Below are 21201 nucleotides of genomic sequence, written 5' to 3'. Positions count from 1 at the left end.
CTCAATGCGTCGGCCAGCCCGTGGGGCGATGGGTCCAGAAACGCTGATTGACCTCGCGCCAAGCCCGCGGCCCCTGCATCCTGCCATCGGCTTGGATGCGGATGTCGATCGCACCCAGGAGTCCCGTATCCAACATGGCGATGCCCCGTGCACTCACCCGCTCCCGCACGACCGCGGCGGGAAACCCGAATTGATTGGCATAACCAGAGGCAAAGAGGACGAGGCTCGGGGCCACGGCATCGAGGAACTCCGGTTGGGTCGAGGTGGCGCTACCATGATGACCCGCGACGAGAATGTCGCTGGCCAGGGCATCGCCGAGCGCGCGCGCGAGCCGACGCTCGGTGCGCGCCTCGATGTCGCCGGTCAGCAGGATCGCTCGACCGCCGGCTTCGACCCGCAGCACGCAGGAGGCATCGTTCCCGCGCAGGCTCGCATCCTCCGGGTGGAGAAACCGAAACGACACCCCGGACCAGTCCCAACCCTCGCCCGCCCGACAGGGCACGACACCGGGAAGGCCCAGGCGTTCGGGTTCACCACTGCTGAGGTGCGCGACGGGGATCCGCTCGAGCAGACCCACCAGACCGCCGGCATGATCACGATCCGCATGACTGATCACCACCCGCTCGATGGCACGAACCCCCTGCGCCGTCAGGAACGGCGCCACCACCGTGCTGCCGGTGTTGAAGCCACTGGGAAAACCCGGCCCAGTGTCATAGACCAGCGTCCCCTCTTGCGTGCGCACCACCACGGCCAACCCCAACCCCACATCCAACAGCGTGAACCAGGCCTCGCCCTCGGCCGGCGTCGGTGGGCGCACCAGGAACAAGGGCATGACGAGCAGAAGGCCTAACCAACGACCCGGCAGCCCACGCGGCGCCAGCAGCAGAATCGCACCGGCCATCGCCAGCAACCAGACACCGGGGGCCGGCGCTGGCAGCGTGATGGCCGCCCAAGGCAGCGCCGCGATCCACGCGAGCCCATCCAGGCACCAACCGAGTAGCGACGCGGTCCATTGCAAGGGCCATTGGGTCACCCCGCCAAACCCTGGGAGCAGGCTCAGCAGGCTGCTCACCAAGACGAGCGGAAGCAATAGGAGGCTGAAGATGGGCACCGCGACCAGGTTCACCAACGGCGCAATCAGCGAGGCACGCCCGAACAGGAGGAACAACAGCGGCAGCAGTCCGATCGCGACCGCCCATTGCGCGTGTCCCCAACGCGTCCAGAGATCACGACGCGGCAACCGCTGTCCCAGACTGTACAGAAGCACGGCGACGGCACCGAACGAGAGCCAAAACCCCGCGGCGAGCACGGCGCCGGGATCGACCAGTAGCACCCCGACCAAGGCCAGCAGCAGGGCATGATAGGGGCGCAAGGTTCGCAGCCAGAAGAGTGCCGCGAGCACCACGGCCAGCATGATCAGTGCGCGCTGGGTCGAGACCGCGAAGCCGGCCAAGGCGGCATAGCCCAACGCGGCGATGAGCGCGGCGACCGCCGCGGCGCGTGGCGCGGCCAGCGCCATCGTCAGGCGCGCGCTGCGCGACCACAGCCAGCGCACCAGGATGAAGAGAGCCCCCGCGATCAACCCGACATGCAAACCCGAAATGGCCACCAAATGGTTCGTCCCCGTGCGGGTCAGGATCTCCCATTGCTCCTGATCGAAACCAGAGCGATCGCCGATCACCAAGGCCTGCACCAAGGCGCGGGCCGGGCGCTCGGCCAAGACCAGGGCCAAATGATTGGCCAAATCCTGACGCAACCGGTCCAATCCATAGCGTCCAGGACCGGCATCAAGGCGCGCCGGGGCCTCGCCGCGCCGGAGGTTCCCGGTGGCCTTCACGCCGTGCTCGAACAGCCATCGCTCGTAATCGAAGGTTCCCGGATTCGCCAGACCATGGCGCGGTTTCAACCGGACGGGGAGACGCCAGCGCTCGCCGACGCGCAGAGGTGGGGCGTCACCATACCAGGACAGACGCACCAGACCGGTGAAGGGGATCTCCTCATCAGACAACTCGACGCGATCGACGGCGAAGAGGAAGCGGCGCGCATGACCGAGTTCGCTTGGGATCGAGTCCACCCGCCCCTCGATCATCAGGGGCGCGCGCGCGAGCGCATCGGGAAAGGGTACGCAGAGGATAAGACACGCGTGCCATTGCGCCCAGCAGGCCCCCAACAGGAGCGCGGCGGGCAGCCGCAAGGCGCGCCAACGCCAAGCGGCCGCAACGCACAAGAGCGCCGCGGCGATGGTCCAGGTCAGCGGGGGAAACCGCGGCAGCAGTTGCATCAGCATGACCCCCGCGGCGAAGGCCAGACCCACCCGCGCCAGCGTCGGCCGCGTCATGCCGGCCCCTGGACGCGACGCCCGGCGGTCGGCACCACCGCGCCCGTGGGACACTCAACCGGTGCCCACGCACGCCCCCCGCCGCGTCGCGCGGGTGCGGCCGCGGTTGTCCTCAGCGGTGGCATGGCGTCCCAGGCGTGGGATCGTCTCCGCCCGGAACCCTGACCCCCAACGCCCTGGATAAACGATGTGAGACGTTGGCTGAAGCGCATCCTGCCCGCTCCGAAACGACTCTTGGCGAGTGGGCGACTCGGTCTCTTCGGCGCCCTGCTGAAAGACCCCAATCTGTGGCATGTCAATCGCCATTCCGCGGCCGGCGGTGTGGCGGTCGGCCTCTTCGTTGCCTTCATGCCGCCGCTCGGCCAGACCTTGATCGCAGCCGCCGTGGCCATCCTGTTGCGCGTCAATCTTCCCATCACGCTCGCCATGTCCTTTGTGTCGAATCCGGTGACGATCCCGCCGATCCTGTACTTCTCCTACAGCCTCGGATGCTGGGTGCTCGGTCTCGACCCGGAGCACTTCGACCTCGAGTTCTGGTTAGACTGGCGTCACTGGCTGCTCGTGATCTGGCCCCTGACGGTCGGCAGTGCCATCAGCGCGACGCTGATGGCCGGGCTCGGCTATCTGGTGGTCCAGACGATCTGGCGCTGGGGATTGATCCGCCAGCTCCGCATCCGTCGCAAGCGTTATCAGGCCGCGGCCTCGACATCGCGCGTGAGCCGCCCATCATCGAGACGCCAAACCTGATCCATCCGCGCGGCCAGTTCACGGTCATGCGTGACGATAACCAGACTGGTCCCGATGGCGAGATTCAACTCGAGCATCAGATCGAAGACGCGAGCAGCGGTAGCGCGATCGAGGTTGCCCGTGGGCTCATCGGCCAGGAGACAGGCCGGATGCGTGACCAGTGCGCGGGCGACGGCGGCACGCTGGCGCTCACCGCCCGAGAGTTCACCGGGTTTATGCGCGATGCGCGCACCCAGACCGACCCGTTCCAACAGGGCGTGCGCGCGATCGCGCGCCTCGGCGGGTCGGCAGCCGCCGATCAGCAGCGGCATGGCGACATTCTCCAGCGCCGTGAATTCAGCAAGGAGATGATGGAACTGATAGACGAAGCCGAGATGGCGGTTGCGCAACAACCCACGCTTGACCTCGGACAAACGCCCGATGTCCTGACCCAGCCAGCGCAAGGTCCCGCCACTCGGTCGTTCCAGACCACCCACGCAATGCAGCAGGGTGCTCTTACCCGACCCCGAGGCACCCACGATCGCGATCCGCTCGCCGACCCCGACGCGGAAATCGATGTCCGTGAGGACCTCGACCTCCAGCGGACCCTGGCGAAAGGTCTTGCACAACCCCCGCACGTCGAGCACCGGCACCGCCTCACTCATAACGCAGCGCCTCGGCTGGTTGGGTCCGCGCCGCGCGCCAGGCCGGATAGATGGTGGCCAGGACCGACATCAGGAAGGCCGCCGCGCCGACGGTGAGGACGTCCGAGAGGTGCACGTCGGAGGGCAATGCACTGATGTAGTAAATGGCCGGATCCAAGAAATGGACCCCGAGGAGACGCTCGATTCCGGCCACCACCGGCTCGACATTGATCGCCAGAATGACCCCCAGGATCATGCCGATGATGGTCCCAATCAATCCGATGGTGGTGCCCTGCACCATGAAGATCCCCATGATGCGCCCCGGCGAGGCACCCAGGGTGCGCAACACCGCGATATCGGCCTGCTTATCGGTCACCACCATCACCAGGGTCGAAACGATGTTGAAGGCCGCAACCGCCACGATCAGGAAGAGGATGATGCTCATCATGCGTTTCTCCATCGCCAGCGCGCTGAAGAAGTTGCGATGCACCTGTGTCCAGTCCAGCACCCGATAGACACCGCCCAGCTCTTGTGCGATGTCGCGCGCCAGTCGTGGGGCCAGCCACATGTCGGTCAGCTTCAAGCGCACCCCCGAAACGGCATCCCCGAGTGCCAGCAGTCGCGCGGCATCCGCCAGTTGGATGAAGGCGGCATTGCGGTCGTAATCCGCCATCCCGACGGCAAAGATGCCGCTGACGGTGAACCGCTTGAGGCGAGGCATGATGCCGACCGGAGTTGCACTCACCTGCGGGGTCACGACCGTGACCTTGTCACCGATGCCGACGCCGAGGAAATTCGCCAGGTCCTGACCGAGCACGATATGAAAGGCGCCATCGATCAGATCATCAACCGAGCCGGCGACCATGTCCCGGCGCAACTCGGCGACCTGATCCTCCTCGAGTGGCAGGATGCCGCGAATCAAGGCCCCGCTCACCTGCGAGCCGTTGACCAGCATGCCCTGGACCTCAACGAAGGGCGCGGCTCCCACCACATGCGGGTGCTCGCGAACCTGCTCGAGGACCTCGCGCCAGTCCGCCATCCCACCGTAGGGATCGGCCAAGGTCGCATGCGAGGCCATGCTGAGGATCCGTGCCTGGATCTCTTTGTGGAAGCCGTTCATCACCGACAAGACCACGATCAGGGCCACGATGCCGAGTGTGATCCCAACCATCGAGGTGGCTGAGATGAAGGAGATGAAGTGGTTACGGCGCTTCGCTCGCGTGTAGCGCAGACCGATGTAGATGGCGAGGGGATGGAACATGGCCGGGAATTTAACCACAAACCCCAGTGCGACGCGTGAAAAACGACGCCGCGGCACCAGACTCGCACGACCACGTCTGGACTGGCCCCCACCGGCAAGCCGTCCTCGGGACAGGCCGTCGTTGGCACACCTCGCTGGGATGACAAGCAACGGCGGGCGACCAACGAGAGGATCCCTCGCCGTGCGCGGCAGACCACATGCGGCACAGGCACCTGATCGACATGAACCTGGAGCTACTTGCTGAAGGCCATGATGATGGCGCGACAGACATCGGGATCCTGTGCAAGATCGTAGAAACTCAGTTTCTGGGCACGCACATCCGCAACGCCATCCGGAAGGACGCTCCCGTCAATGGTGCGGAAACCCATACTCCAATCCTTCAGGGCACGCCGTTCGATGGGCCCTTCGAACACCAGTTTGAACCGATGATGCCGAGGATCGGCGCGGATGGTCGCGAGCAGTCGTTGCAGACGCTCACGTTGTCCTTCAAGAATTTGCAGGAAGGAACCGTTGTAATGGACTAAAAAGCCGGTGATCCCCTGACTCCGATTGAACTCGCGCGCACGCACCATGAGCCCCTCGAGGTCGTCCGAATTCAAATCCTCCTTGGCCATGCTGACATAGAGCACTTGATAGAGGTCACGACTCGCCGCCGCTTGACTTGGATTCGTCCGATCCTCAACGGCCTGAAGCAATGCGTCCCCGGTCAGCGGACGATGCAGATAGAACCCCTGCACACCGTCGCAACCGACGTCACGCAGGTAATCGAGCTGATCTTGATTTTCCACACCCTCGGCGATCGTTTTCAACCCCATGGCCTTCGCCAGCCCGCAGATGGCGGAAACAATGGCTTCGCATTGCGAGGGCTGTCCCAAGCCGGCGATGAACTCGCGGTCGATCTTCAGTGTGCTGATCGGCAGTCGCAGCAATTGGACCAGCGAGGAGTAGCCCGTGCCGAAATCATCCACGGCGATGCGCGGTCCCAGATCGGCCAGCGCATTCAGGACCTCGACGTTGGTCGCCACATCATGCATTAAAGCCGTCTCAGTCACCTCCAGCAGCAGCCGCGTCGGATCGGCACCGGTCTCGGCCAGGATGGCGCGGAAATCATCAACCAGATTGCGCTCGTCGAGTTGCCGGGGTGAGAGGTTCACACTGACATAGGGCGCCTCGGCACCGAAGCGGGCACGCCAGGCGGCCTCCGCCAGACAGGCCTCACGCATCACCCAGCGACCGATTGGTCGGATCAATCCATTCGCCTCGGCGATGGGGATAAACAGCCCCGGCGAGATCTCACCGTCTGGCGGAAACCAGCGCAGCAGGACCTCGGCACCGCACACCAGCAAACTATCGTTGCTGAGGATCGGCTGAAAACGCACTTGGAACTCTTGATGCTCCAGCGCGCTGCGGAGACGATGGCTGAGCTGGCGTTTGCGCTGGACATTCGCCGACATTTCCGCATCGTAGCAGCGCCAGCCATCTTGGCCTTGTGCCCGGGCTGCAGCGAGTGCGCCCTCGGCCTGACGCAGCAGAGCGCCGCTATCCAGCGCACCACCCCGACCGCTGGCAATGCCAATATTGGCCGTCACGTAGACCTGGTGCCCAAGCAGCGTCAGCGGTTCGCGCATGCCCCGAATCAACTGCTCGGCAAGCTGGACCAGCGCCGTCTGCGAGGAAACCCGGTCACGCAGAATCGCAAACTCGCAGCGACCCGTGTGCGCGATGGTGTCCCCGGAATGCGATGACGCCATCAAACGCTGGGAGAGGACGCGCAGCAGCTCATCCCCGCCCGCGTCTCCGAAGGTGTCGTCGATTTGCTTCAAGCCATCGAGCTCAATCAACAGCAGCCCCACGTCGTCTCCAAGCTGTTCGGAGCGTCGCAGAGCTGAGCTGATCCGCTCACGAAGTAAGACTTGATTCGGCAACCCGGTGAGGACGTCGTGCAGGCCCTGCCAGCGCAGAGCCGCATCGTCCGCATGGCGCTCGGTCAGGTCGTTCACCGTCACGACGAAGATCAGTGAACCATCGATCCGAAAGCGGGCGATCGAGGCTTCGGCCGGAAAGAGGGCGCCATCCTTGCGATAGCCACTGACCTCCATGCGCGCGGCCATGCGTTTGTCATCCTCCGGACCGGTGCGGAAATGATGCAGGTGTTGTGCATGAACGGCCCGAAAACGCGGCGGCACCAGATCATGAATGGGACGCCCACACAACTCACCCGGAGCATACCCAAAGATCTCGCTGGCGCGACGGTTGGCATCGAGGATCGTCCCCTCCTCGGTGGTCGAGATCACGGCGACATCGGCGATCGACAGCACGCACGCGGCGGTCGTCGTCAGCTCGGCGTTTCCGTGACGCGCCGTTCTGGTGTCGTTGGCGTGTCCCCTTGGCTTGACGTCGAAGGCCATTCTGCCCAACAGCCGGGCCGCTTCCTGAAGACCACGACTCGCGTGCCGCGGCGACGCGGGCTCGGGTGCGATGCGATACCGCTCGGGGATCATCGGCCGCAAACAACTGAAATGCTGAAGGATTTCGAAGGTGCCGTCACTCAGAGAGCGCGCCAGATAGGTGTTCACAGCCGCATGATGCGTGACCGGGTCCATCCGCACCAGTCCCTGCGGCCCCTGGAGTTCGACCTGCTCGAGCGCGGGGATGAGCCGTGTGGAATCCAGCGCACCCGCTTGATTCGCGGCCTGAGCGAAGGCATGCACGCACAGCCATGCGCCCTCACCAAAATGGGTGAGGATGCCACGGCCCCGTGGCCACGGGGCATCGATCTCGGGCAGCGCGGCAAGGGCGGCTAGGGTGCGCTGGTTGCAGGAGTTCTCGATACTCATGAAATAGGTGTTACAGGAGTAGAAGCCTCCTCTGACAGCCGGCGCCAACCGGCTCGCCATGGCCTCGTCATAATGTCCCATCACCACCGCCATCCGCTGCTTCAGCCCCCGTTCGGCGAAACCGTTCAGCACCCGAAGCTGCTCCTCGCCGGCGAAATAGGGGACAAAAACATCGGCCCCTGAACGCTCGACACGATCGAGTAGATCGTCGACCAAGGCCCCTCCTAAGGGTGGATATTCCTCGCCGACCACCTCCCCGCCGAGATCAAGCAGCGCCTGCTTTCCCAGGTCGATCGAGCCCAGGGGCCACTCATAGTTACTGCCGGCGAAGTACATCTTCGGTCCAGCCCGCTCGGCAAGAGCGGTGATCATGGGGCCGATCTGCTGATTGGGTAAGGCCGCGAAATGAAAAAAATGACGACTGTGAATGCTCCCCTCGTAGAAGGAGAAATTGAGGTAGGGAACCCCGTGTACATCCGCCACCTCATGGGCAACCGCGATGCGCGCGTTCGAGAGCAGATTCCCGACCAACGCCGCGCAACCCTGCTCAAGCAAGCGCCCCGCCGCCGCCACGGCAGTTCCAGGGAGACTCCCGTCGTCTTCAATGACCAGCTCAAGTGGCCGTCCGAGCACGCCACCTTGGGCGTTCACCTCGGCGCAGGCCAAGCGCGCCGCACGTGCGATCTCCTCGCCATAGAGTCCGACCAATCCGGTGAATGGCGACATCAGACCAAGACGGACGGGGAGTGGGTCTGGAACGAAGGTCGTCATCGAAAAACCCCTTGCGCTCAATCCGTATCGTCCCATAACGACACGAATTAGGATTAAAAACAGCCTGTTCGGCCTCATTAGACCAAACCGAACCAGAAAGTGCGACCCAGCGAGACGCACATTCTGGCCCTATCAAATCGGTCCCATTGATTCGTCGGAGCGCGCCCACCGGCACCTCAATAGGGATCGTGCCCGAATCGTACGCGGACTCGTCAAGGTCACCCTCCAACAGCGTTGACAGCAACCTCGGAGCGTCATCTCATGTCGCGTGGGATGAATGCCCCCGGACGTCCCATCCCACACAACCGATTCGGCACGAATCGATCGACACCAACGACGCGATCCGCATCGAGAAACCATGACAGATCCGAGACTACCCGCCGAATGGGAACCACAGAGTGGGGTCATGTTGACCTGGCCCCATGAGGAAACGGATTGGGCTGATCAATTGGAGCGCGTCGAACGCCTCTATGCCGAACTCGCCGCGACCATCGCCCGCTTCGAGCCAGTCCTGAACGTCTGCCACGACGACCGGCATCGCGAACGGGTCCAGACACGGCTCGCCACCATCGGAGCGGATCCGCACCGACTGCGTGTCGCACTCGCACCAAGCAACGATACCTGGGCGCGTGATCATGGCCCAATTGGTGTGCAAACGGCGACCGGCGGCCCCCTGTTGCTCGACTTCCGTTTCAACGGCTGGGGGGGGAAATTCACCGCCGATCGCGATGATCGGATCAATCGCACCCTGAGCGATCAGGGGGTATTCGGCGACACCCCACTCGCGGCGCTCGACCTGGTGCTCGAAGGCGGCGCAATCGAGACCGATGGACACGGCACCCTGCTCGCGGTCACCCGCACCCTGGTCGATCCGCGACGCAATCCCGGGCTCACGCGCGCGGCGATCGCGGAAATCCTGCGCGCGCGGCTCGGCATCGCGCATCTGCTCTGGCTCGAGCACGGGGCGATCAGCGGCGACGACACGGACGGACATATCGATACCCTGGTCCGCTTTTGCGCCCCCGATACCCTCTGCTACACCCGTTGCACCGATCCTGCCGATGCCGACTATTGCGAGTTGCAGGCCATGGAGCAGGAACTCATCGCCTTTCGCGACCCCCAGGGCCGCCCCTACCGGTTGGTCGCCCTGCCGAGTCCCGCCCCCCTTTACGACGACCATGGCGCGCGACTCCCAGCCGGCTATGCCAACTTCCTCATCATCAACGGCGCCGTCTTGGTCCCGACCTATGCCGATCCGGCGGACGCCGAGGCCTGTGACATCCTCCAAGGTCTCTTCCCGCGCCGCGCCATCGTGCCAATCGACTGTCGCCCGCTGATCCGACAAGGCGGCAGTCTGCATTGCATCACCATGCAACTCATGGCGGGCGTCCTTCCCTAACGCCCTCACCACGCACGGCTCGGGGCCGGCTGGCGGGGATGTCGAGCGCAGGGACGCGCTCGTCAAGCGTCCAGGGACGGATTCACCGCGACCCCGACAGATGGTCCCGAGTCGCGCGCAACGACCCCACTCACGGCCACACTCTCCACATTCGAGTTTGCTAACATGCTAATGAGATGCGCTGCATCAAGTCGCGCCGACCTCAAAGTGCCTAGAATTTCACCCAAGTCACCTTGAGGCGCCACCGATGTCCCTGCTCGATGAGATTCCCGTCGTCGCAACCCACACCAACCGTCAGCCCGCGTCTCATCAGACCCGCTCAGACATCTCAGCCACGACACCCCACAACGGCAATCTCGCCGCCATTCTGCACGAAGTCCGACACGCCCTCGCACACCTCGTCGCAACCGGAACCAGCACCAAAATCGACCTGCGCACGCTGCCATTCGGACCAGGCGAACTCGACCAACTACTCGAACACCTCGGCACCGGCGAGGCACAAGCCCGCATCGACGCCATGGGCCCCACCCGAATCCAAGAAACCGCCATCGCCGGCGTCTGGCTCGTTGACTACCTGAACCCCGAAGACCAACGCCTCGCCTTTCATCTCGAGATCGCGACCATTCCCGAGATCCTGTGTCCGCGGCCGCAAGATCTCACCGACGCGATCGACATGCTCGATGCCCGCCTCAGCGCGGGTGACGACACTCCGCCTCTCACGTCCTGACAGCGAAGGAGGGACCATGGCTGCCCCCAAAACCACTGACCAAACACTCGGCGCAAGCCTCCGCGAACGCGGCGTCTCCCGCCGAGGCTTCATGAAATTCTGCGCCGCGACCGCCTCCATGATGGCGCTACCACCCAGCATGGTCCCGGCGATCGCCGCCGCCCTCGAGCAGGCCAAGCGCCCCTCCGTGATCTGGTTATCGTTCCAAGAATGCACCGGCTGCACCGAATCCCTGACCCGCAGCCACGCACCGAGCGTCGAAGATCTCATCCTCGATCTCATCTCGCTCGATTACCACCACACCCTCCAAGCCGCCGCCGGCGATGCCGCGGAACGCGCCCGCGAACAAGCGATGCATGATCACGCCGGCGAGTATCTAGTCATCGTCGACGGCTCCATCCCAGGGCCACGCGCCAACCCCGGATTTTCCACCGTGGCCGGCCACAGCAACTACGACATGCTCATGGAAACGGTCGAGCACGCCGCCGCCGTCATCGCGGTCGGCTCCTGCGCCACCTTCGGCGGCCTCCCCGCCGCGAAGCCCAATCCCACCGGCGCCATGTCCGTGATGGATCTGGTCAAACACAAACCGGTCATCAATGTCTCCGGCTGTCCCCCCATCCCCATGGTCATCACCGGCGTGATCGTCCATTATCTGACCTTCGGGCGGCTCCCCGAACTCGACGAATACCATCGTCCAATGGCCTTCTTCGGCCAATCCATTCACGACCGATGCTCACGCCGCCCCTTCTACGACCGCGGCTTGTTCGCCAAGACCTTCGACGACGAAGGCGCGCGGCTCGGCTGGTGTCTCTACGAGCTTGGCTGCAAGGGCCCGACCAGCTACAACGCCTGCGCGACCATGCGCTGGAACGACGGCACCAGTTGGCCGGTCGAAGCCGGTCATCCCTGCCTGGGCTGCTCCGAGCCCCGCTTCTGGGACGCCGGCGGCTTCTACAATGCCGTCTCGGTGCCCACCTCACCGTCCGGAGCCGCGGTCCTAGCCGCCGGCGCCGTGGGCGCGATCGCGGGCGGCGCCGTCGCGGTGTCGGCCAAGAAAGAGACCAAGGCGGCCCTCACCCACCGCCAACCGGTGACGGTCGAGGAACTGGAGGCGAAACTATGAGCGGCTCGATGGAATTCCTGCTGTGGACCAAGGGTCCCATGTTCAACATCGCGATCACCATTTTCGCGATCGGTCTGCTGGTGCGCATCGCCGAAATCGTCATGCTCGGACGCAAGAAGAATTTCGCCGAGGCCCGCGCCGGCGAGTGGCTGCCGGGTCTGCGCACCATGCTCACCCGCACCGTCGCCGATCCGGGCACCTTCCAGCGTGCCCCCTTCAACGTCGTGGTCGGCTGGATCTGGCACATCGGCTTCCTGATCGTGCTCCTGCTCTTCCTGCCGCACATCGCCTTGATCGAAAGCCTCACCGGACTCTCCTGGCCGGCGCTGCCCAATCCCATCATCAGCCTGGTGACGGCCGTGACCCTGGTCGCGCTGCTCGCAACCCTGGTCCATCGCATGACCCACCCGGTGAAGCGACGCATCAGCACGGTCGAGGACTATATCGTCTGGGCGGTGGTGTTCGCGGTGGTCCTGACCGGCTGGCTCGCCTACTACCGCCTCGTCCATCCCTATCCGCTGATCCTGGGGATGCACATCCTCGCGGCCGAGATCATGCTGATCCTGCTGCCCTTCACCAAATTAACGCACATCTTCACCGCCTTCATCGCCCGCTGGTACAACGGCGCGGCATTCGGCCGTAAGGGGGTTCAGTCATGAGTGAACTGACACTCGCGCAAGACCGCACGACGCCACAGCGTGACGCGACGCCGAGCGAACTGACACTGGAGCGAGGGCTCGCGGCCTTCCGCGCCGAGGTCGACGGCCCGGTCGCGGCCTTCTTCTCAAGCTGCGTGCACTGCGGCATCTGCGCCCAAGCCTGTCCCTTCTATCTCGAGACCGGCGATCCCAAATACACGCCCATCCTCAAGCTCGAGCCGCTGCGTCGTGTCTGGGAAAACGACTTCACCCTCTGGGGCAAGATCAAGGGCAAACTGGGTCTGCAACAACAGGTCACCGACGAGATGCTCACCGAATGGGAGGAGTTGCTGTATGACTCCTGCTCCATGTGCGGACGCTGCTCCATGGTCTGCCCCGTCGGCAATGACCTCGCCCTCATGATTCGCAAATCACGCGAGGGCATGGTCCAAGCCGGACACGCACCGGAAGGGCTGATTGCCGCCTCGGTGCGCGCGATCAAGACCGGCAGCCCGATGGGACTGCAATGGAAGACGCTCCAGGTCCAGATCGAGCACGTCCAGACCAGCAGCGGGCTGCGGGTGCCGGTCGACCAGGAGGGCGTTGAGTACCTGGTGCTGCTCTCCTCGATGGAGATCATCAACTTCCCCGAGTATCTCGAGGCCATCACCAAGATCTTCGACCATGCCGGGGTGACTTGGACGCTCTCGACCCAGTGTTTCGAAGCGACCAACGCCGGCATCCAGATCGGCAATAAGGACATCGCCGCGCAACTGGTCGAGCGGGTTGTGGCCGCGGCCCAAACGCTCAAGGTGCCGAAGGTGATCAGCCCCGAGTGCGGCCACGCCTTCACGGCGATCCGCTGGGAAGGCCCCAATCTGATCGGTCGCCCCTATCCCTTCCGGGTCTTCCACATCATTGAGGTCCTCGACGAACTGCGCGCCAGCGGGCGGATCAAGACCGAAGGCATGGAGACCGACCGGCTCTCGATGCATGATCCCTGCAATTTGGCCCGCAAGAGTGGTGTCATCGACCAGCAGCGTAACCTCATGAACCTGGTCGCCGAGAATTTCGTCGAACTCAAGGAGCACGGCAAATTCCAGTGGTGCTGCGGCGCGGGCGGCGGGGTCAGCTCCAACGAGCGTGCTGAACCACTCAAGATGGCCGCGTTCAAGCGCAAGAAGGCCCAGATCGAAGAGGTCAACCCGGAACGCATGGTCACCATGTGCGCCACCTGCCGGACCCAGCTCGAAGAGGGCCTGGAGGAATTCAACATGGAGATCCCGGTGGTTGGTCTCACCGAGATGATCGCCGAGCACCTGGTGGAGAAGAACTGACATGAGCGAACGCATCGTCGTCGATCCCGTCACCCGCATCGAAGGCCATCTGCGCATCGAGGCCCAGATGGACGGGGAGAACATCGCCCAAGCCTACAGTTCCGGAACCTCGGTGCGTGGGCTCGAAATCATCCTCAAGGGCCGTGATCCCCGTGACGCCTGGGCCTTCGCGCAACGCATCTGCGGTGTCTGCACCCTGACGCATGGCATCGCCTCGGTGCGCGCGGTGGAGGACGCACTCCAAATCGAGCTGCCAGCCAATGCCCAACTGATCCGCAATCTCATGATCAGTTCGCAGTTCGTGCACGATCATGTGATGCACTTCTATCACCTGCACGCACTCGACTGGGTCGACGTGGTCAGCGCCTTGAGCGCCGATCCCAAGGCGACCTCGGAGCTGGCGCAATCCATCAGCCGTTGGCCCAAGTCCTCGCCCGGCTATTTCGCTGACACCCAGAAGCGCATCAAGACCTTCGTCGAGTCGGGTCAGCTTGGCATCTTCGCCAACGGCTACTGGGGGCATCCCGCCTACAAGCTGCCGCCCGAGGCCAACCTCATGGCGGTCGCGCATTATCTCGAAGCACTGGCCTGGCAACGCGATGTCGCGCGTCTGCACGCCATCTTCGGCGGCAAAAACCCACACCCGAACTTCGTCGTCGGCGGTGTACCCTCGCCCATTGATCTCGAATCGGACTCGGCGATCAATGCCAAACGGCTCGCGGAGGTGCAGAACATCCTGCGCTCCATGCAGACCTTCGTCGACCAGGTCTATGTCCCCGACACCCTAGCGATCGCCAGCTTCTACAAGGACTGGAGCGAACGCGGCGAGGGCCTGGGCAACTTCATGAGCTACGGCGACCTGCCGGCGACCGGGATCATGGATCCCGCGCAGTTCCTGTTCCCACGTGGTGTCATCCTCAATCGCGATCTCACGACCATCCATGAAATCGATCTGCACGACCAAGGCCAGATTCAGGAATATGTGGCCCACTCCTGGTATCGATATCGGGGCGGCAATGACCAAGGGCTCCACCCCTACGACGGCGAGACCAATCTGGAGTACGATCGTCGTGGAGGGGTCAAGCCGCCGTACACCCAACTCGATGTGAATGACGGCTATTCCTGGATGAAGGCCCCGCGTTGGAAGGGACAAGCGATGGAGGTCGGTCCGCTCGCGCGCGTGCTGCTCCTCTACGCCAGTGACCATGCGCAGACCCAAGAATTGGTCCAGATGACGCTCAGTCAGCTCAACCTCCCGGTCACCGCGCTCTACTCCACCCTCGGGCGCACCGCGGCCCGCACCCTGGAGACCAAGATCCTCGCCGACGCAGCACAAGGCTGGTTCGACCAACTCATCGCCAACATCAAGGCCGGCGATACTCGAACCTTCAACGAGACCCTCTGGGAACCCGCCAGTTGGCCGCGCGAGGCCCGAGGCGCGGGCTACATGGAGGCGCCGCGCGGCGCGCTCGGCCATTGGATCGTGATCAAGGATCAAAAGATCGCCAACTACCAAGCCGTGGTGCCCTCGACCTGGAATGCCGGTCCCCGCGATCCGGGCGGTCAGCCCGGCGCCTACGAGGCCGCGCTGCAGGATAATCATCAGATCGTCGATGCCAAACAGCCGATCGAGATCCTCCGCACCATCCACTCCTTCGATCCCTGCATCGCCTGCGCGGTGCATCTAACCGATCCGGAAACGGGAGAACAACTGGAGATCAAGATCACCTGAACCACAGGCTTGGACCCGCGGCGGCGATCACCACCGTCGCGAGCCCCAGGAGCAGATTAAACCCCATCAGCCCACGGATCCACGCAAAGGAAGCCGCCGCCGTGGGCAGTTCCCCCGCGGCGAGGGCGCGTTCCAGCCGACGGAATGGTAAGAAAACAATCAGGGTGAACACCAGGGTCATGATGAGCGCGAGCCCCATCATCGCATGCACATGGGTGTCAGCCTTCCCGCCCATCACCACTAGGAACACCCAGAGGCCGCTCAGCCAGAGCAACGCGATCGCTCCCCAAACCCAGGGAAAGAAACGCTGAAAGACCCCGAGTGCGACCCGCAGCCGCGGTTCCGGTTCGAGAACCGCTTGCAGGGTTGGGCGGAGGGCGAAGTGAGCAAAGAACATCCCCCCGATCCAAACGACACTCGCGATTTGATGCAGCGCGAGGGGGAGAGCGAAACTGAGATTCATCGAGTGATCCTCTTCACATACGACCCATGATCACCGTTACGTAACACCCAAACCTGGGTGATGGCGGCGAAGCGATCAGCCCCGGACAACAGGCTCCCGACCGGGGCATCGAAATCAAGCGAGATGCGCGCATTCTTGAGCGCCATGTGTATAATCATCGGTCGTGGCTTGCAGTGTCCGTCTGGGCGCTGAGTGGACGGATATGATCCCATGGATCCGCTGGCCGTTCGATCGTCGCCGCTGAATTCCAAGACCCCAACCGCGTCGATGCGATCGGTCCCGATCACATCCCGACCCAACCGATCACCCCATGATTGGCCTCGATGAGGAAAGAGAGATGGAACGTGTCGTCTTCGAGCATGGCAGGCATTCACCGAGTGCCTCGATCCTCGCCTTGACCCTGAGCCTTGGCGTCCTGGTTCAGGCGCCCATCCACGCGGCTGACTAGACCGAGACCATCGCGGCGCTCGAAGAGGCCACCGCGGCGATCGACAACCTCCGTCTGCGCGTCCAACAACTCGAATCGCAGCTCGCCCGCCAACACGCTTCGGCAAGTCAAGCGACCAGCACCCCACCCACTGCCGCGCCGCCGGCACCAGCGATGCCGCCCGCGGCACCCGCTGCCGCGGCCAGCGCCGCGGCACAGAACGGTGGGACCATGCCACCGTCACCGGGCCCCGGCATGGTAGAGATCGATGAATTGGCCGCTGAGCGCGCCTTGGAGCGAACGCTTCAGGCCGAGGGTGCGTTCCTGCTCGGACCGGGCCGCTTCCTCGTTGAGCCCTATTTCAATTATACCCGCCGCGAAAACACCGTTCCGACGCTGGTCGAGGCCGACGGCTTCCTCGCCGCGCGGAACGTGGAAGTGAATCAGAACGAGTATGACGCGGGAGTCCGGATCCTAGCGGGGTTGCCCTTTAACAGCCAGCTCGAACTCACGGTCCCCTATCGCTGGGTCGAACAGTCCGTCAATGAACCGGTCGGTCTCAACGGCGTGCGCTCGCGCGGCAATTCGGGCAATTCGATCGGCGATGTCCGGATTGGGTTGGCGACCACGCTGCTGCGCGAAAGTGGTTGGAAGCCCGATCTGGTTGGACGCGTGACCTGGAACACCGGATCGGGTGACCGGTTCAGCAGTGGGGTTCCGCTGGGAATCGGCTACCAGGATGTCCGGGTCGGACTGACGGCGCTCAAGCGACAGGATCCACTTGTCTTCACGGCGAACCTGAATTACACCTACACCTTCGAAAAAGATAGTGTGCAACCGGGTGACGCCTGGGGATTCACACTCGGGACATCGCTCGCGGCCAGTCCCGATACCGCGCTCAGCCTTGCACTGATTCAAAGCTTCTCAAGCGAAACCCGGCTCAATGGCCACAACATCCCCGGCTCGGATCAAGTCAGCAGCATCCTGGCGATCGGGGCCTCATCCATCGTCGCACGCCGGACCCTCCTAGCCTTTACGCTTGGCGTGGGGCTGACGGATGATGCACCGGACTATTTGATCAACGTCGCGCTGCCCATCCAGTTCTAACGAGTCCGCGATCGCGCCCCTTTCGGATCAGTAATGATGCGCTCGAGCCGCAGCCATCAATGAGCAGACTCCTGAATGCGAGACGTGTTCAGAGTAGCGAGTAGCTGGACGCTCGACAAAAATTTCCCCCACTTACCTCGGTAAGTGGGTGAGTATTTGATACCTTCCTGATCTATTCGTACTTGTTGGGAAGCAAGATCCTGTAGAAACCGATGAGGACTGAATCACCAGCCTCTAGTAGGGTTTGCCGATCCTATCTTCAAATCATCAGTTGAAGGTGAAGAAGTCACTGAGTTCAGGATTGAGACCGCCAGTCGGTATCAGACCATTTGCGCCCGTCTCGACCACGAATCCCACGTGCCCGATTCTCGGATACTCGATCCATGCGCGCTCAAACTGCTGAACCGTCAGTGTGCGGTTCCCCCAAGCGGGGTCGGCGAGCAGAACACGATCGCCCACACGTCCCCTGAAGACCACAAAATGATTATAACCTCGAGAATTGATAGGAACTAAAACAGGCGCACGACGCTCAAGGTCGGCCACTGTCATCCTGCCTAGTCCTACACCGTGATAGCCACGAGCATCGACGAGACGCTTCAGGTCCAGCAGTGAGAAACCCTCGCGGATCGAAACAAGCTCAGGATTGGCGATGTACTCGGGACGCTGCATCAAAGCCGTCGCCACAGACTGCTCGGTGATCGGATCACTGAATTCTTGGTTTAAGAGGGTGGTCAGAGCGGCCGCTCCGCAACTGAGATCCCATTCCTGGATCACGACATTGTCGCGCCGCATTTCGAGCAACGAGCGCACAGGTTCGGAGGCTGAGACTGGGGATTGCACTATGGCTGACGTTAGGACGAGTGCGAGCGGATAGATAAGATAATATAGTGATGCTTGAGGCAAGCTAATCATCCTCAAACTCTTCGAGTTTCTGAGCGAAACGGCAGCCTGACTACCCAGCTCGGTCATGTCACAACCCTCAGGGTCGGGTGATGAATCCTCAATGTGCGACCATCATGCTGCGGGTCGGTGGACTGACACGGAAAGGCTATATCCAGTCGCGGGCATTTGATTCGCAGAACATGCATCAATCGAGGTCTGGATAACTTGCGCAAGATTCGCCGTGCGACCAGGGTCGCTACCCTGCGTCTGGTCGCATGTCATCTCCTATGTCATTTGGAGACTACGGAAACCGCCTGACTCGAACTCTCCGCGCTCGAAAAAGCACCTGATGCGGTCGATGTTTGAGTTGCCCAACTCTGAGAAATTCCAGCATCGTAGTCGACAAAGGCGTACGTACGGCTTTCCGAACGGCTTCCCGCACCGGTGGCAGTCCCACGAGTCGAAATGGAGGCTACCTGGAACCTGCTAGCCCCGTTTGCAATGGAAATGGACTGAGCAAAGGAGCTTGAAGTCATCGGCGACGAATCTTCCATTTCGGCCATGCCCGGTCGCGCAAGGCCGATTTCCGCCGGTCCCGTTTCAGCCGAGGCAATCGTTTCTAGGATCAAGTTAGGGCCAAACCCATCGGCAACAGCTTCGGCGCGAGCTGACGATGTAAAGGCATCGACTGGACCCCGGAAGCGACTGGAGGCAACGACGCTATCGAGTTCGGTCAGGCTGAGTTCCTGTTCAGCGATCACACAAGCAGAGAATGTCGCGATCAAGATAGCAGTAATTGTCGTCAATACTTTCATGGTTGAAGCCTTCTAGACGGGCTGCTGGTGGGAGGATTCGATTACCAAACCAATCTCAGACGAGTGTCAGCTTGATACTCACGGCTGAATCCCGCTCTGGATCATAATATAGGTGCCGAACGGCAATCATGCATCCGAACTCAGCCATCCGCAACCTCTTCGGGACGACTTGAGGTTGCGCACCGCTCGCACTCTCTAGAGGTCCCACAATCTGATGCATCGATTTCAGCACATCGAGATTGACGAGAATCGACCTAGTTGCCACTGAGAAAACGACTTGATTCGATCGAGATCGACAATCCCACGAAGTTGAAAGTTTGCTTGTATCGGAAACCACTCATCGAATTCGAGTGGGTGTGGATCGAGTCTGCATCAGCGAAGGCACTCCCATCAATCCCGAGCGCGACCGCGACTCCGTCACTTCGTGTCATAAAGCCGTTTCCGCCCTCAAGTTGTCGAGTCTCGCCCTGAGCTGAGGTCGCGGTATAAACCACCGAGCCGACTGCCTGAGCCGTCGTAAGCGAGAGGACTGACGCAGCACCTGCGGACACTGAATCCATTTCATTAGCTGTTAAAACGTGGGGCGCGGAGTCAGTCGGTGATTCCGAGGCGAGACAGATCGATGCGGCCCCAAGCAAAGCAGTCAGACCGATCAGGCGGCGGATGCCAACAATCATCGCGACAAGCTCCTATCGTAGGTATTGGTATCGGTATTCATGCGAGAAGCATAGGCATTTGAGTCGATCTAATTCATGTTTAGACGTCTTAGCGAGCCACTCGCTCGCCCTTGCGAGGGCACAAAGACTGCCCGAAGAGATGATTCAAGAGACTCAAATTCTAATCGAGAGTTGAGGTTACATCTTCACGCGGTTCACGCCACGCAAGCACCGGAGTCTTTGCTTGCATCCGATGTAAACAACAAAGACTTGAACATTGGTTACTCAATGGAGATTCATCGCACTCCTGTGCTCAAATGATCATTGCTCCGTTGCTTAGTCGTAAAGCAGGGCGCCAAGTGGCGCCCTGCGACGATCAGCAAACCGACCGAGAATTACCGGGCCGAATCATTCATCAACGGACTGACCGAAGCACTCGCAGAAGACGCACTCGAGGCTCTCGAGAATGATCCGGAAGCGAAGGTCACGTTACCTGCAAAAGCGGTAGCTGTCCGCTCACCGAATTGCGCAAACGTAGCAGCACCGCTGCTGGTGCTCGCAGATGACGCACCACTTGCCTCACCTCCACTAGCGGCATCTGCCGTTAGCATGATTGACGGAATGTTAAAACCACCAATAGAGCTGGTAAAAGAGCCGGCCAATGACCTAACACTCGGCTTGTCAACCTCAGCCTCGGCTCGAGTTTCGACAAAGAGATATCCTCCTAAGCTATCGGCAATTGAAAACGAATCCGCGCTCCACGTACCAGCGGTGATGCCATCCATCTCAGACAGGGTCAGCTGCTGCTCAGCCATCGCGACACTGGACACGGCGAGCATGGAGACAGCGGCGAAAGTCGTGATTGTCTTCATAATATCCTCTTATTCACTTTGAGTGTATGAGTAATCGACACAGAACCTAAAGGGAGTCTGGGTATCGGTTCATCGTCGTTCCGGTTGGGGATGATCGGCACGGAGGAAGGGATCACCCTCCATGGTCGACCAAGAGCTGCTGGCCGTTCTTGAGATCACTCAGACGGTGCTTGGCTGTGATCACTAACATCCCTAATAGTAAGCTCCAGCTAGATTATGACGATAACGCGAACACGTGAGGAAGATATAACCGTGCCGCGTAGTCAGAGTATTGTTCGGTACTCAGAGACTGTATAGAAAGTTCCGCTCAATAGAGCGGAGATTAAATGATATAATAGAAGCAAATAACCTTTTAGTAAGCAATTTGATTGTGACAGATTTGACGAAGGAGTAAACGCGACGATGCGAGATAAACTTGCGACTCACTAGAACGAGGTTCTCTC

General features: G+C 61.9%; 18 protein-coding genes. 8 read left to right on the top strand and 10 right to left on the bottom strand.

The window, feature by feature from the left end; all coding sequences use genetic code 11:
* Position 1: 1 nt before the first annotated feature.
* Positions 2-2338, bottom strand: coding sequence for a DNA internalization-related competence protein ComEC/Rec2 (locus tag CKO25_RS18065; RefSeq protein WP_200389353.1), 2337 nt, complete (start codon positions 2336-2338; stop codon positions 2-4).
* A 189-nt stretch (positions 2339-2527) separates the two neighbouring features.
* Between CKO25_RS18065 and CKO25_RS18060 the strand changes: the two genes are divergently transcribed.
* Positions 2528-3085 carry a DUF2062 domain-containing protein gene (locus CKO25_RS18060; protein WP_200389352.1) on the top strand — a complete coding sequence of 186 codons (558 nt, stop codon included), beginning with the start codon at positions 2528-2530 and terminating at the stop codon, positions 3083-3085.
* On the opposite strand, the gene lolD is transcribed toward CKO25_RS18060, so the two are convergent.
* The 3 genes from lolD to CKO25_RS18045 all read right to left on the bottom strand — a co-directional run bounded on the left by lolD (position 3028) and on the right by CKO25_RS18045 (position 8577).
* Positions 3028-3729 (bottom strand): lipoprotein-releasing ABC transporter ATP-binding protein LolD, encoded by a 702-nt coding sequence (lolD, locus tag CKO25_RS18055; RefSeq protein ID WP_200389351.1) that lies wholly within the window; start codon positions 3727-3729, stop codon positions 3028-3030. The genes CKO25_RS18060 and lolD overlap by 58 nt on opposite strands.
* Complete coding sequence (locus tag CKO25_RS18050) at positions 3722-4969, bottom strand: lipoprotein-releasing ABC transporter permease subunit (protein WP_200389350.1); 1248 nt, start codon at positions 4967-4969, stop codon at positions 3722-3724. The genes lolD and CKO25_RS18050 overlap by 8 nt, the downstream gene beginning before the upstream one ends.
* Positions 4970-5202: 233 nt before the next feature.
* Entirely contained in the window at positions 5203-8577 is a 3375-nt protein-coding gene (locus tag CKO25_RS18045; RefSeq protein WP_200389349.1) for an EAL domain-containing protein, read from the bottom strand.
* Positions 8578-8935: 358 nt separating this feature from the next.
* On the opposite strand from CKO25_RS18045, the gene CKO25_RS18040 reads away from it, so the two are divergent.
* The 6 genes from CKO25_RS18040 to CKO25_RS18015 all read left to right on the top strand — a co-directional run bounded on the left by CKO25_RS18040 (position 8936) and on the right by CKO25_RS18015 (position 15536).
* Positions 8936-9976: an agmatine deiminase family protein gene (locus CKO25_RS18040; RefSeq protein WP_200389348.1), complete on the top strand. Its 1041-nt coding sequence runs from the start codon at positions 8936-8938 to the stop codon at positions 9974-9976.
* 247 nt (positions 9977-10223) lie between these two features.
* On the top strand, positions 10224-10703 hold the full coding sequence (locus tag CKO25_RS18035; protein WP_200389347.1) for a hydrogenase expression/formation C-terminal domain-containing protein: 480 nt from the start codon (positions 10224-10226) through the stop codon (positions 10701-10703).
* A 16-nt stretch (positions 10704-10719) separates the two neighbouring features.
* Positions 10720-11829, top strand: a complete 1110-nt coding sequence (locus CKO25_RS18030) for a hydrogenase small subunit (protein WP_200389346.1) — start codon at positions 10720-10722, stop codon at positions 11827-11829.
* Positions 11826-12488 (top strand): hypothetical protein, encoded by a 663-nt coding sequence (locus CKO25_RS18025; RefSeq protein WP_200389345.1) that lies wholly within the window; start codon positions 11826-11828, stop codon positions 12486-12488. The genes CKO25_RS18030 and CKO25_RS18025 overlap by 4 nt, the downstream gene beginning before the upstream one ends.
* Entirely contained in the window at positions 12485-13804 is a 1320-nt protein-coding gene (locus CKO25_RS18020) for a (Fe-S)-binding protein (RefSeq protein WP_200389344.1), read from the top strand. Before CKO25_RS18025 ends, CKO25_RS18020 begins: the two co-directional genes overlap by 4 nt.
* A gap of 1 nt (position 13805) precedes the next feature.
* Entirely contained in the window at positions 13806-15536 is a 1731-nt protein-coding gene (locus CKO25_RS18015; RefSeq protein ID WP_200389343.1) for a nickel-dependent hydrogenase large subunit, read from the top strand.
* Here CKO25_RS18015 and CKO25_RS18010 read toward each other — a convergent pair.
* Positions 15529-15999, bottom strand: coding sequence for a CopD family protein (locus CKO25_RS18010; RefSeq protein WP_200389342.1), 471 nt, complete (start codon positions 15997-15999; stop codon positions 15529-15531). The two genes, CKO25_RS18015 and CKO25_RS18010, sit on opposite strands and share 8 nt — an antisense overlap.
* The gene (locus tag CKO25_RS18005; protein ID WP_200389341.1) at positions 15996-16145 is read right to left on the bottom strand and encodes a hypothetical protein; all 150 of its coding nucleotides are present in this window, start codon (positions 16143-16145) and stop codon (positions 15996-15998) included. The genes CKO25_RS18010 and CKO25_RS18005 overlap by 4 nt, the downstream gene beginning before the upstream one ends.
* A 536-nt stretch (positions 16146-16681) precedes the next feature.
* On the opposite strand from CKO25_RS18005, the gene CKO25_RS18000 reads away from it, so the two are divergent.
* The gene (locus CKO25_RS18000) at positions 16682-17533 is read left to right on the top strand and encodes a hypothetical protein (protein ID WP_200389340.1); all 852 of its coding nucleotides are present in this window, start codon (positions 16682-16684) and stop codon (positions 17531-17533) included.
* A 267-nt stretch (positions 17534-17800) separates the two neighbouring features.
* Here the strand turns inward: CKO25_RS18000 and CKO25_RS17995 are convergent, their stop codons facing one another.
* The 4 genes from CKO25_RS17995 to CKO25_RS17980 all read right to left on the bottom strand — a co-directional run bounded on the left by CKO25_RS17995 (position 17801) and on the right by CKO25_RS17980 (position 20758).
* On the bottom strand, positions 17801-18502 hold the full coding sequence (locus CKO25_RS17995) for a C39 family peptidase (protein WP_242467719.1): 702 nt from the start codon (positions 18500-18502) through the stop codon (positions 17801-17803).
* Between the two features lie 203 nt (positions 18503-18705).
* The gene (locus CKO25_RS17990; protein ID WP_200389339.1) at positions 18706-19230 is read right to left on the bottom strand and encodes a hypothetical protein; all 525 of its coding nucleotides are present in this window, start codon (positions 19228-19230) and stop codon (positions 18706-18708) included.
* 254 nt (positions 19231-19484) lie between these two features.
* Positions 19485-19907: a hypothetical protein gene (locus CKO25_RS17985; RefSeq protein WP_200389338.1), complete on the bottom strand. Its 423-nt coding sequence runs from the start codon at positions 19905-19907 to the stop codon at positions 19485-19487.
* 374 nt (positions 19908-20281) lie between these two features.
* On the bottom strand, positions 20282-20758 hold the full coding sequence (locus tag CKO25_RS17980; RefSeq protein ID WP_200389337.1) for a hypothetical protein: 477 nt from the start codon (positions 20756-20758) through the stop codon (positions 20282-20284).
* Between the last annotated feature and the right edge of the window lie 443 nt (positions 20759-21201).

Source organism: Thiocapsa imhoffii (assembly GCF_016583985.1).
Lineage (GTDB): Bacteria > Pseudomonadota > Gammaproteobacteria > Chromatiales > Chromatiaceae > Thiocapsa > Thiocapsa imhoffii.
Note: the sequence above shows the minus strand (reverse complement) of the source record. Positions and strands in the feature narration are given on the sequence as shown.